We start from the raw sequence: 12,411 nt of genomic DNA, 5'->3' as shown, positions 1-12,411 counted from the left end.
TTTTGCATTTAAAAGAAAGATATGATATAGCAGTTGTAGGAGGAGGTATAGTAGGCCTTGCTTCAGCTTATAAAATACAATTAAAATATCCGAACCTTAAAATTATTATAATTGAAAAGGAAAATAGGTTAGCAGCACACCAAACTGGAAATAATTCAGGTGTCATTCATTCTGGATTGTATTATAAACCAGGATCAGATAAAGCCAAAAATTGTGTTGATGGCAGAAAGCAACTGGTCGCTTTTGCAACAAAGTATGATGTAAAGCATGAGGTGTGTGGCAAAGTCGTTACCGCAGTAGATAAAGATGAGTTGCTATATTTGGATAAGATTTTTGAAAATGGTAAAGTCAACAATACCGAAGGTATTGAAAAAATCACAGCTAATCAGTTGAGGGAAATTGAACCTTATGTTGAAGGGATAGCCGGTATTTGGGTGCCCTGTACTGGGATTATTGATTTTGTTGGTATAACCAATAAACTGGGAGAATTGATCCAAATGATACAGCCTAAAAGCAAAATTGTATTAGGAGAGAAAGTAGAAGTCTGTGAACATGTAGGAGATGATTCTTTGGTAGTGACTTCAAAAGATAAATATACAGCCAAGCACGTTATTTTTTGTGGGGGTTTACAAGCCGATCGATTGGCTAAGCAAGATGGGGTTAAGTTAAAAGAGAGGGTAGTAGCTTTTAGGGGTGATTATTATAACCTTACTGAATTGGCCAAGACAAAAGTGAAGCACTTAATCTATCCGGTACCCAATCCCAATTTTCCATTTTTGGGTGTACACTTTACCAGGATGGTAAATGGTGATGTAGAGTGTGGTCCTAATGCTGTATTAACGTTTAAACGTGAAGGCTATGGTAAAACAGATTTCAATGTAAAGGACACACTAAATGCCTTATCTTATTTGGGAACATGGAACTTGCTGTCCAAGCATACGGGTTTTGCCATTAACGAATACCTAAGGGCTTTTTCCAAAAAACGGTTTTTAGAAACCCTACAACGTTTAATTCCCTCATTGACCATGCAGGACATAGTGCCCGGTAGGTCTGGGGTACGGGCGATGTTGCTTAATGCTGATGGGAGTATGCAAGACGATTTTAAAATTATTTATTACAATAGAAGCTTGCACGTATTAAATGCGCCATCGCCAGCTGCTACTGCATGTTTGGCTATTGGTGATAAGATTTGCGACATGGCAACAGTACATTTTAATTTGGGTTAGGGTAAACCTTTATAAAGGCTATAATTTGAAATTAATTGAAATGTTCTGTTTATAAAATCCAATAAAATTTCTAAAGGAAGCCCTTTTAAACAAGAATTACTTACTAAATTAGGGGTTTAGATTCTGTATGGGTCGTCAGCTTTAATTTATGCAGTATACTTCTAAACTCCCAGATGTAAAAACCACCATTTTTTCTGTAATGAGTGGTTTGGCTAAAGCACATGATGCCATTAATTTATCTCAGGGATTTCCAGATTTTGAAAGTGATAAAACACTAACAGACTTAGTCTGTAAGGCAATGCATTCTGGGTATAATCATTATGCCCCCATGTATGGGAATTTAGAATTACGCTTGGCCATTTCCAAAAAAATAGAATTACTTTATAATGCAAGTTATCTCCCTGAGCATGAAATTACGGTTACAGCAGGTGCAACACAAGCCATTTTTACTATAATAAATACGTTTGTAAAATCTGGAGATGAGGTTATAGTCTTTAAACCGGCATACGATAGTTATGAACCTACAGTGAAACTAAATGGAGGCCTTCCCGTTGCCATACAATTGGAAGCTCCCCATTTTAGCATCGATTGGAATTTGGTAAGACAAAAGGTATGTAGGCGAACCAAAATGATTATTGTTAACACACCACATAATCCATCAGGGACAGTGTTTTCAAAAGATGATATGTTGCAATTACAAGCCATTACCAAAAACACTGATATTATTGTATTGAGTGATGAGGTATATGAGCATATGATTTATGATGGGGAAAAACATCAAAGTGTTTGCCTATTTCCTGAGTTAAAGAAGCGGAGTTTTGTTGTCGCATCATTTTGCAAGACCTTTCACAATACAGGATGGCGCGTTGGCTATTGCTGTGCCCCTAAAGATCTTATGGGCTTATTCATGCAAGTGCATCAGTTTAATGTATTTTGTGTACATCATCCTACCCAAAAAGGTATTGCTGATTATATGCAAGAACCTGAACATTATTTAGGGTTATCGTCATTCTATCAAGATAAGAGGGATTTGTTTCTTAGTTTGATTAAAGGCTCACGATTTAAGTTCAAAAAATCAAAAGGAACTTATTTTCAATTGTTGGATTATTCGGGTATTACCGATGAGTATGATGTGGATTTTGCCAAGCGCTTAACGGTAGAATTTGGTATTGCATCCATTCCCATGTCGGTTTTTAATCTCAATAATTTAGACCATAAAGTACTCAGGTTTTGCTTTGCTAAAAAGGATGACACCTTAAGGCGAGCGGCCGACATTTTAAATACTATTTAATTATGCAGGACCAATTAAAAGTAGCTTGTATTCAATCCAATTTAGTTTGGGAAAATCCAAAGGAAAATCGAAAACATTTTTCTGAAAAAATTAAAGAAATACCCATGGAAGTAGATGTTATAGTGCTTCCAGAAATGTTTACTACAGGATTTACTATGGATGCAGTTAAGGTAGCCGAGACCATGGAGGGAAAAACTGTGGTTTGGATGCAAAGAAAAGCTAAAAAAACAGGAGCAGCTATCATTGGAAGTATTGTTATCGCCGAAGAAAATAAATTTTACAACAGATTGCTTTTTGTAGAACCTTCTGGAAATATTTTACATTATGATAAACGACATACCTTTACCTTGGCTCAGGAGGATAAAGTATATGCTTCGGGAACCAATAAGTTAATTGTAGATTATAAGGGATGGAAAATTTGTCCGTTAATATGTTACGATTTACGGTTTCCCGTATGGTCCAGAAATGTTGTGGACTATGATGTTTTATTGTATGTGGCCAATTGGCCCAAACCCAGAATTTTGGCTTGGGACACTTTGTTGAAAGCACGAGCTATAGAAAACATGTGCTATTGCATTGGTTTAAATCGAATAGGAGAAGATAAAGAGCAGAATGAATATTGTGGTCATTCGGCTGTATATGATGTGTTAGGAAATGCGATTACGCCACTAAAACCCAATAAGGAACATACTGAAATTGCTGTTTTGGAAAAAAAACATATCAGTTTTTATAGAAATAAACTAAAGTTTTTAAACGACAGAGATACCTTTAGTTTGATAGGTTGATGTTCCAAATTTCATCCCAACCCGCTCTAATATCGCCATCTGATTCTTCTGGGATAAAAAGGCTAACACGTTCGGGCTGTATTTTTTTAAGGTAACTACCCGTATCGTATTTACCATTTTTATTGGCATCGAAAATTGCCCTCAAATAGTATTTTCCCGAATCTATATTTATGAAATCCAATGCCTCATTTGTAGTGGTGTATTTTTCATATTTTACCTTTCCATTTGAGTCCATTAACTGGACGATAAGAGGATATGTGGCATTGTTTATAATAACCCTTAGGTTACCGTAATCTGAGATTTTTTTTGTGCTAACTACATAGTTTAAGGTGTCGTTAGTATTATCGAAGAAGTCTAAAATGGCTTCGGGTAAAACTTGAACGCGATACCTATTGTCCGCTTTCTTTTCAAAATTAATATGATAAGTGTTTTGTATAGTATCAAAAGCTGTTGTAAATACAACTTTGGTAGAATCTTTATCTTCAATATTTATTTTGGTCTCATCAAGTTTTGCAAAAGGTATTGAGCCAGAAATCTTTAAAGGTTCCTTGTAAGTAATATTGCCAGAAGGACTTGATGTGATAGTTAAACTATCTCGTTTTTGGGCACTGATTCTAACAGTATAATCTTTTTCGAAATCTTGATTAGAAACCTTAAAAATTAAGGAATCTACTTCTAGTCTTGGTTTATACCAATAATAAAGCGAATCGGTTTGTTGGTCTTTAGTAATTCTATACTCAAAATCTTGAGGGGTGTCAAATAGAAGTTTAATGTCCATGTTCTTGTAATCACCTTCATAACCAAAAGCGATTTTTTCACCAGAGATAAGTTTAGGTCTTGTTGATTTAAAATCTAGGTCTTCTTTGAATAATTTAAGGGTATAAGTTGAATCGGTAGGGATATTTATAAAACCTTTATGAAACCCTATTTTATCTGTTTTTTGTTGAAATTTATAATCCCCATTGTTATCTTTGAAAGCTATGAGCAAATACTTGCCTTCTTTAATGTTTTCAATAGTAAAGGAGGTTAAACTGTCTAGGGTATTAGTAATATATTTAGGTTTTTCTTTATAAATAATAGAATCGTTAAATGTGGAGTCTACTTCATAAAGGCCTATATTTACAAAGGTCTCATTTTTTCTTTCAATAGCATCAACTATAGCACCATTTACGGTTAAAGAATCGATGTAATCACCTGTTGAAAATACATAGCGAAAATAGGAAAATGGATTTCCCTCATTATTATCTTGAATGCTATTTCCAAAATTAAAAGCATATGTGGTATTGGGTTGAAGTGTATCGAAAATTTTAATGGATATATACCTGCTTGCCCCACCTAAAGGTTTTATTTCGGGTTGGGACTTCAATGGTGGTGAAATGATTAATTGCTTTTGTATGTCCTTTAGTTTTATATATTCATCAAAATGGATAGTAATTTCTCTTGCTTTAAAGTTTGTTGAAAAATTCTCTGGTTCAGATTTTATAATTACAGGTGGTGTTTCGTCTTTAGGGCCACCTCCAGGCGTCCCTTTATTAGCACAATTAATGAAACCAAGACTTAGGAAAATTAATAAAACAAGATTAGCAAACGTTTTATTCATGAAGCGTTTTAAATTTTAGCAAAAGTACATGAATTTTTTCATTTTAAAATTTAAGAAAAACGAAATGAAATGTACATTATTTAAATTATAACGCCTATAAATCTTAGGCTATTGCCATACATGCAACACTAATTTTAACGTTTTTAGCTTTGGATAAAACATTGATACACGCTTCCATTGTAGCTCCTGTGGTTATAATATCATCTACTAATAATATATGCTTGTTATTTATGGAATCGATTTGATTAATGGTAAACAAGGTATCGTTACCCTGCCAGCGAGCAAAGCGTTTTTTGTTGACTTGTGATTTGGTATTAGTAATTTTTAAAAGAACATTATCAACATAAGTAACTTGTAGTTGTTTTGCAATCTCTTGCCCAAACTTTGCTACTTGGTTGTAACCTCTTTTCTTCAATTTCTTTTTATGAAGTGGTACAGGTATTACAATATCAATATGGTTATAGTGTTTAATGGTTTTTAGTTCTCCGCCTAGCCAATTGCCTAATACAACTCCAATATTTTCGTATCCTCTATATTTTAAGCCATGAATAAGCTGTTGGACAGGTCCTTTTTTTTCGAACCTAAATAGTGCTGTTCCCTGTTCAATTTTTGCCCTTCCATAAAGTACCTTTATCACTGTGTCATCATTATTGAAATGAAAATTAGTTACTGGTAAGTTATTTCTACAAGAGGTACATATAGTATCTTGGTTATCCTCAAGTATATTTAGACAGGCATAGCAAACTTTTGGGAAAAATAAATTGATAAGGGACTTGAGCATTTTATAATTATAATGGGTAGTTGATAAAAATGAACCATAAAGACACTAATATAAATATTTATTAGTGAATTTGTTGCAAATTTTAATTGAGAACGTTTCTAGTTCAAAGCGGTTTTATATTTTTGCACCTATGGCAAATCAAGACGATACATTTAAGAGAGTAATCTCCCATGCTAAAGAGTACGGGTATGTATTCCAAAGCAGTGAAATATATGATGGCTTAAGCGCAGTATATGATTATGCGCAGAATGGAGCTGAGTTAAAAAAGAATATTCGTGACTACTGGTGGAAGGCCATGGTACAAATGCATGAGAATATTGTGGGTATCGATGCAGCAATTTTTATGCATCCGACCACTTGGAAAGCCTCTGGACATGTTGATGCGTTTAACGATCCGTTAATAGATAATAAAGATTCAAAAAAACGCTACCGAGCCGACGTTTTGATTGAAGACTATTGTGCTAAAATTGAAGCCAAAATTGACAAGGAGGTTGCCAAAGCTGAAAAACGTTTTGGTGATGCTTTTAATAAGGAAGAATTTGTATCTACAAATCCTAGGGTATTGGGTTATCAGGAAAAGATAAATACCACCTTGTCCCGTATGGCAAAATCGTTGGAAAACGAAGATTTAGTTGATGTAAAAGCCCTTATAGAGGAGCTGGAGATTGCCGATCCACTTACGGGAAGCAAGAATTGGACTGATGTAAAACAGTTTAATTTAATGTTTGCTACTAAGTTAGGGGCTTCGGCAGACACTGCGATGGATTTATATTTGCGACCAGAAACTGCACAAGGTATTTTTGTTAACTTTTTGAATGTTCAAAAAACAGGACGTTTAAAAATCCCGTTTGGTATTGCTCAAACAGGAAAGGCTTTTAGAAATGAAATCGTTGCCAGACAGTTTATTTTTAGAATGCGTGAATTTGAACAAATGGAAATGCAATTTTTCATTAAACCCGGTACGCAACAAGAATGGTACGAACATTGGAAGGAAGCTCGTTTAAAGTGGCACTTGTCTTTGGGAATGGGCGAGGATAATTACCGTTTTCACGATCATGAAAAGTTGGCGCACTATGCAGATGCCGCAGCTGATATTGAATTCAAATTCCCGTTCGGATTTAAGGAATTGGAAGGCATCCATTCACGTACCGATTTTGATTTAAGTCAACATGAAAAGTACTCAGGTAAAAAACTACAGTATTTCGACCCTGAAGAAAATAAAAGCTATGTACCATATGTTTTGGAAACTTCCATTGGATTGGATCGTATGTTTTTGGCAGTTTTCTCTAATGCTTTACAAGAAGAAGAATTGGAGAATGGAACAACTAGAACTGTTTTAAAGCTGCCAAGTGTTTTAGCACCTATAAAAGCAGCCGTTTTGCCGTTGGTTAAGAAGGATGGTTTACCAGATATCGCCCGACAAATTGTTGACGATTTAAAATGGGATTTCAATGTAGACTATGATGAGAAAGATGCGGTAGGCCGTCGTTACAGAAGGCAGGATGCCAACGGAACACCGTTCTGTATTACTGTAGATCATGATACTTTAGAAGATAATACGGTAACCATCCGTCATAGGGACTCTATGGAACAACAACGTGTTAAGATAGAAGATTTACGTAATATCATTAAGAAGGAAGTTGATATGCGTAATTGGTTGTTAAAGATGAAATAATAAAGAATTAAATATTTTAGAATATTAAAATGGATCCCAAGCGTTTGACTTGGGATTTTTTATGTTGAACTTTTTGAGTTTAAGTAAGTTCATTTAAATTTTAACTTGCCTATCAATATCTTGGTTTAACGAAATAAAGGTTTCGGTTCTGGCTACTCCTGTAATGTCCTGTATCGTGTTAAGAAGTTGCATAAGATGGTCGTTGTTTTTGCAGAGCACCTTTAAAAATACATTCCAGTTTCCTGTTGTATAATGACATTCTAAAACCTCGGGAACACGTTTTAATAATTTTATAATGGTGGGAGCATCTGCGGCTTTGTCAAAATACATACCTACAAAAGCACGGGTGCCAAAGCCTAAAGCTTCAGGATTAACGGTAAGTTTGGAGCCTAAAATCAATTTCGCTTTCTCCAGTTTCCGTAGTCGTTGATGGATAGCAGCTCCAGAAATGCCTACCTGTCGGGCGACCTCGAGAATAGGTGTTCGAGCATCTTCCATTAACAGACGCAATATTTTTTTATCGATACCATCTATAGTAATGGTTTTAGCTTTTCGAGGCATAATGGTTTTTGTTTTAATAATATAAAAGTAGTTATTTGGTTTTAAATTGTAATAATACAGGCACAACCTTCAGGTGTCTGAGACGGTTGATGAGCTTGTAGCATTCAAAGTCACCTGTGAAGCTTAATTGTTCAATGGGTTATACCCCAAATAAGGTACTTCTTTTTCGTTAAATGTTATGCCATAATCTTCGAGTTCCTTTAAGATGGGCTCGTATACTTCTTTGGTGATTGGTATTTGAACGCCTGGAGTCTTGATTTTTCCGTTTAAAATAGCCAAAGCAGCCATAGCCACAGGCAGACCAACCGTTTTCGCCATAGCCGTATAGGTTTGGTTTTCCCCTAAAACAACCATATTGGCATCTATTTGGTGTTTTTTGCCATTGAGTTCGTAACCAAACTTATGGTACATCACAATCATGTCCTTATCATCTTCGGCCAAGGTCCATTTGTCCATTAAAATTTTTTGGAGAATCTGTGCAGGTGTTGCGTTTTTTAACTCTACCTTTTTATTAGAATTAAAAATATCGAGCTCTTCTAGTTTATCCCATACAATATCGTCCTGATCTATTTTTAGGGCATGACGTAATTTAAGTTCAACCGAATCAGTATGGCTATAGGGTAAAAAAGCATTTACAAAGTCGCGATAACTCATGTTTTCACTATCTTCAATAGTATAGCTGTCGTCTGTCATTCCCAAAACTACAAAGATATTCCAAGCACGGCTAAAACCTACACGCCTCATGGTACCGCGGTACAGTGTTTTGATATTCTCCAGCCCATAAACATTTTGGTATTTTAATGAATCTCTATTAGCGTATGCTTCAAACCTGCCAAAGCCATCTATATCTAAAAACTCAGTACGTCTAAATAATCTGTGATATGGAATGTATTTGTAAGTGCCTTCTTGTAAAAATTTGGCTGCACCGCCCTGTCCTGCAATAACAACATTTCTTGGATTCCAAGTGAACTTATAGTTCCACAAATTTGTGTCACTTTCCGGAGCAACCAATCCACCGGTAAACGATTCAAACAAAATAATTTTTCCGCCTTTAGCCCTAATAATATCTAAAACCTTCATGGCACTCATGTGATCTATACCAGGGTCTACACCAATTTCGTTCATTAAAATTAAATGGTTGGCTCTTGCATCGTTATCTAAAGCCTGTATTTCAGGGCTAACATAAGAAGCTGTTACCATGTGTTTTTTGTGTTGAATGCAATCTTTGGCAACGAATATATGGAATCGCGCTGGAAGCATGGAGATTACAATATCAGCATCCTTTATGGCTTTGGTTCTTGAGATGTCATTAAAAATATCAAGTGAAATAGCGTTGACATTAGAATGGGTACTAATCAGCTTTTTGGTATTATCAATTTTAAGATCACCAATGGTAATACATAAGTTTTCTTCATTAGATTTATCTGATAGGTATTTTATGAGGTATGAAGTGGATTTTCCAGAACCAATCACTAAAATCTTTCGCATATTAAACTGGGTTGATTAATTTTGTTGTTACTAATAGCTTTAGGCAACACTTTTTATAATTACGAATTTAATAAAAAAAATAGGTTTTTTTTAAGAATAATTAAATATGGATAAAAAATTAGTAATAGTAGCATGTATTCTAGGGGCTACATGTGTAGTTCTAGGAGCATTTGGTGCACATGCTCTAAAAGAACAGATCACTGTTGAAGCGCAGCAAACTTTTGAAACAGGGTTACGCTACCAAATGTATCATGCATTATTATTACTGTTTTTAGGGAATAACAAAACTCTTTTTTCAATTAAAACAAAAAGAATAGTGTTATACCTTGTGGTTTTTGGGGTCTTGTTTTTTTCAGGATCTATTTATGGACTGGCAACAAATACACTAACTGCTTTTAATTTTAAATCCATTGCATTTATAACTCCTGTAGGAGGTTTTTTGTTAATTTTAAGCTGGATTTTATTGATTGCTAATTTGTTAAAAAAGGAACTTAAAAAGGACTAAAATTTATAAAAGCTTTAAAATAATTGTTATAATTTTGCCTGATAACTAATTTTAAAGCGTATTATGGAAAATTATGGCTCAATTACGAAAACGATTTCGTTAGAGGGTTACGGCATTAAAAATGCCAAAATTAATTATCAGTTATCACCAGAGCAGTTACATGACATTGCTATTGAAAAAGGGCAAGGCTTAGAAGCTTCTTCTGGGGCGTTAGCAGTTAATACAGGTGAATTTACAGGGCGTTCTCCAAAAGATCGTTTTATTGTCAAAGATGCCATTACTAGAGATAAGATTTGGTGGGGTGATATTAATATTCCTTTTGATTCTGAAAAATTTGATAACCTTTACAATAAGGTTGTGGATTACCTGTCGGGTAAAGAACTTTTCGTAAGGGACAGTTATGCCTGTGCCGATGACAATTACCGATTAAATATTAGGGTGATAAACGAATATCCTTGGAGTAATCAATTTGCCTACAATATGTTTTTAAGGCCTACAGAAGCCGAATTGGATCGGTTTTCTCCAGAATGGACTGTGGTTAATGCACCTGGTTTTATGGCAAACCCTAAAGAAGATGGAACACGTCAACATAATTTTGCTATTTTAAACTTTACTAAAAAAGTGGCATTAATAGGTGGCACGGGTTATACTGGGGAGATTAAAAAAGGAATTTTTTCGGCATTGAATTTTATTCTTCCTGTATTTAAGGATACTCTGCCAATGCATTGTAGTGCAAATATTGGTAAAGAGAATGATACAGCCATATTTTTTGGTTTATCGGGTACTGGAAAAACCACCTTGTCTACCGATGCTAATAGAAGTTTGATTGGAGATGATGAACATGGATGGACCAAAGAAAATACCATATTTAATTTTGAAGGGGGATGTTATGCAAAAGTGATTAATTTATCAAGGGATAATGAACCTGAGATTTATGATGCTATAAAGAAGGGAGCCATTTTAGAAAATGTCACCCTTGATGAAGAGGGGCATGTGGATTTTGAGGACACTTCAATTACACAAAACACTCGGGTAAGTTACCCCATATATCATATAGACAATATTCAAATACCTTCAATTGCTAAAAATCCAAAAAATATTTTCTTTTTAACAGCAGATGCTTTTGGTGTTATACCGCCAATTTCAAAATTAACGCCCAGCCAGGCCGCTTATCACTTTATTTCTGGTTATACAGCAAAAGTTGCAGGTACCGAGGCAGGTGTGGTTGAGCCACAACCTTCATTTTCTGCATGTTTTGGAGCGCCTTTTATGCCCTTGCACCCAGCAAAATATGCTGAAATGTTAAGTAAAAAAATGATAGAAGCGGGAGTCAATGTGTGGTTGGTTAATACGGGCTGGACTGGCGGACCTTATGGTGTAGGTAAGCGTATGGAATTGAAATACACTCGAGCTATGATTAATGCTGTGTTAGAAGGACACCTTGGGTTATATAATTACGATGATTATCACATTCATTCGGTATTTGGGGTAGCACAGCCTAGAGCCTGTCCGGGAGTACCTACTCGCGTGTTGAGTCCTCGTGCTACTTGGAATGATGATGAAGCCTATTATAAAATGGCGTTTAAGCTTACCAATGCATTTCGTGAGAACTTTAAAAAGTTTGAAGCCCATTGTAGTGAAGAAATACGTCGTGGTGGTCCGCAACGGTATGCGTTTTAAATTAAAAAGGGGTTGTCTAAAAGACAACCCCTTTTTTGTTAAGTAAAAGAAGTTATTTCCTTTTATTAACCTCTTCAATATATTTTTCCAAAGCCATGGTCATAGAGGGTGTTTCAGGCGTAGGCGCGGCAATGTCCACGCGTAGCCCTCGCTCTTCAACCGCTTTAATCGTGGTATTTCCAAATACAGCAATACGTGTATCGTTCTGTTTGAAATCCGGGAAGTTTTGAAATAAGGATTCAATCCCAGAAGGACTAAAGAACACCAATACATCATAGTATACATCGGCTAAATCCGACAGGTCACTAACAACCGTTTTGTAAAAGGTAGCTTGTTTCCAATTAACGCCTAAAGCATCCATGGTTTCAGGAACCTCTGGTTTAACTTTATCGGTGTTCGGCAATAGGAATTTTTCGTCCTTATATTTTTTGATTAAAGGTGAAAGTTCAGCAAATGTACGTTTTCCAACATATATTTTACGCTTTCTGTATACCACATATTTTTGTAAATAATAGGCTACCGCTTCAGACTGACAGAAATACTTCATGGTGTCTGGCACCTTAAAACGCATTTCTTCGGCAACCCTAAAAAAATGGTCAACAGCATTTCTACTGGTTAATATAATGGCGGTATAATTGTTCAGGTCTACTTTTTGTTGTCTTACTTCTTTTGCAGGTAATCCTTCAACATGTATAAAAGGTCTGAAATCAATTTTTACCTTTTGCTTATCTATTAAATCGAAGTACGGGGAATTCTCTATTTTAGGTTCTGGTTGGGAAACCAAAATCGTTTTCACTTTCATAGGCACAAGTAGTTTGT

The 12,411-nt window shown here is 35.3% G+C and carries 11 protein-coding genes; 6 read left to right on the top strand and 5 right to left on the bottom strand.

What is annotated here, in order from left to right; all coding sequences use genetic code 11:
- Positions 1-2: 2 nt before the first annotated feature.
- From lhgO to K7G79_RS04515, 3 genes are all read left to right on the top strand, one after another.
- Positions 3-1,226, top strand: coding sequence for an L-2-hydroxyglutarate oxidase (gene lhgO / locus K7G79_RS04525; RefSeq protein ID WP_223549582.1), 1,224 nt, complete (start codon positions 3-5; stop codon positions 1,224-1,226).
- A gap of 148 nt (positions 1,227-1,374) precedes the next feature.
- Entirely contained in the window at positions 1,375-2,517 is a 1,143-nt protein-coding gene (locus tag K7G79_RS04520; protein WP_223549580.1) for a methionine aminotransferase, read from the top strand.
- 2 nt (positions 2,518-2,519) lie between these two features.
- A complete protein-coding gene (locus tag K7G79_RS04515; protein WP_223549579.1) occupies positions 2,520-3,302 on the top strand; it encodes an amidohydrolase in 783 nt (260 codons plus the stop codon).
- Here the strand turns inward: K7G79_RS04515 and K7G79_RS04510 are convergent.
- Together K7G79_RS04510 and K7G79_RS04505 are read right to left on the bottom strand one after the other, a co-directional pair.
- Positions 3,286-4,902, bottom strand: a complete 1,617-nt coding sequence (locus K7G79_RS04510) for an Ig-like domain-containing protein (RefSeq protein ID WP_223549578.1) — start codon at positions 4,900-4,902, stop codon at positions 3,286-3,288. The genes K7G79_RS04515 and K7G79_RS04510 overlap by 17 nt on opposite strands.
- 103 nt (positions 4,903-5,005) lie before the next feature.
- On the bottom strand, positions 5,006-5,683 hold the full coding sequence (locus K7G79_RS04505; RefSeq protein WP_223549576.1) for a ComF family protein: 678 nt from the start codon (positions 5,681-5,683) through the stop codon (positions 5,006-5,008).
- A 130-nt stretch (positions 5,684-5,813) separates the two neighbouring features.
- Here K7G79_RS04505 and K7G79_RS04500 point away from each other — a divergent pair, with 130 nt between their 5' ends.
- Entirely contained in the window at positions 5,814-7,358 is a 1,545-nt protein-coding gene (locus K7G79_RS04500) for a glycine--tRNA ligase (protein WP_223549575.1), read from the top strand.
- A gap of 93 nt (positions 7,359-7,451) precedes the next feature.
- Here K7G79_RS04500 and K7G79_RS04495 read toward each other — a convergent pair whose 3' ends face one another.
- Together K7G79_RS04495 and K7G79_RS04490 are read right to left on the bottom strand one after the other, a co-directional pair.
- Positions 7,452-7,919 (bottom strand): Lrp/AsnC ligand binding domain-containing protein, encoded by a 468-nt coding sequence (locus tag K7G79_RS04495; protein WP_223549573.1) that lies wholly within the window; start codon positions 7,917-7,919, stop codon positions 7,452-7,454.
- Between the two features lie 123 nt (positions 7,920-8,042).
- Positions 8,043-9,407, bottom strand: a complete 1,365-nt coding sequence (locus tag K7G79_RS04490) for a saccharopine dehydrogenase family protein (protein ID WP_223549571.1) — start codon at positions 9,405-9,407, stop codon at positions 8,043-8,045.
- A gap of 106 nt (positions 9,408-9,513) precedes the next feature.
- Between K7G79_RS04490 and K7G79_RS04485 the strand changes: the two genes are divergently transcribed.
- Positions 9,514-9,912 (top strand): DUF423 domain-containing protein, encoded by a 399-nt coding sequence (locus K7G79_RS04485; RefSeq protein ID WP_223549569.1) that lies wholly within the window; start codon positions 9,514-9,516, stop codon positions 9,910-9,912.
- A gap of 63 nt (positions 9,913-9,975) precedes the next feature.
- Positions 9,976-11,592 (top strand): phosphoenolpyruvate carboxykinase (ATP), encoded by a 1,617-nt coding sequence (gene pckA / locus K7G79_RS04480; protein WP_223549567.1) that lies wholly within the window; start codon positions 9,976-9,978, stop codon positions 11,590-11,592.
- A gap of 52 nt (positions 11,593-11,644) precedes the next feature.
- Here pckA and K7G79_RS04475 read toward each other — a convergent pair whose 3' ends face one another.
- The gene (locus K7G79_RS04475; protein ID WP_223549564.1) at positions 11,645-12,394 is read right to left on the bottom strand and encodes a uroporphyrinogen-III synthase; all 750 of its coding nucleotides are present in this window, start codon (positions 12,392-12,394) and stop codon (positions 11,645-11,647) included.
- Positions 12,395-12,411 lie beyond the last annotated feature (17 nt).

Origin of the sequence: Aestuariivivens sp. NBU2969 (genome assembly GCF_019931125.1) — a bacterium.
In the GTDB taxonomy this organism is placed as follows: Bacteria; Bacteroidota; Bacteroidia; order Flavobacteriales; family Flavobacteriaceae; genus Aestuariivivens; species Aestuariivivens marinum.
Note: the sequence above shows the minus strand (reverse complement) of the source record. Positions and strands in the feature narration are given on the sequence as shown.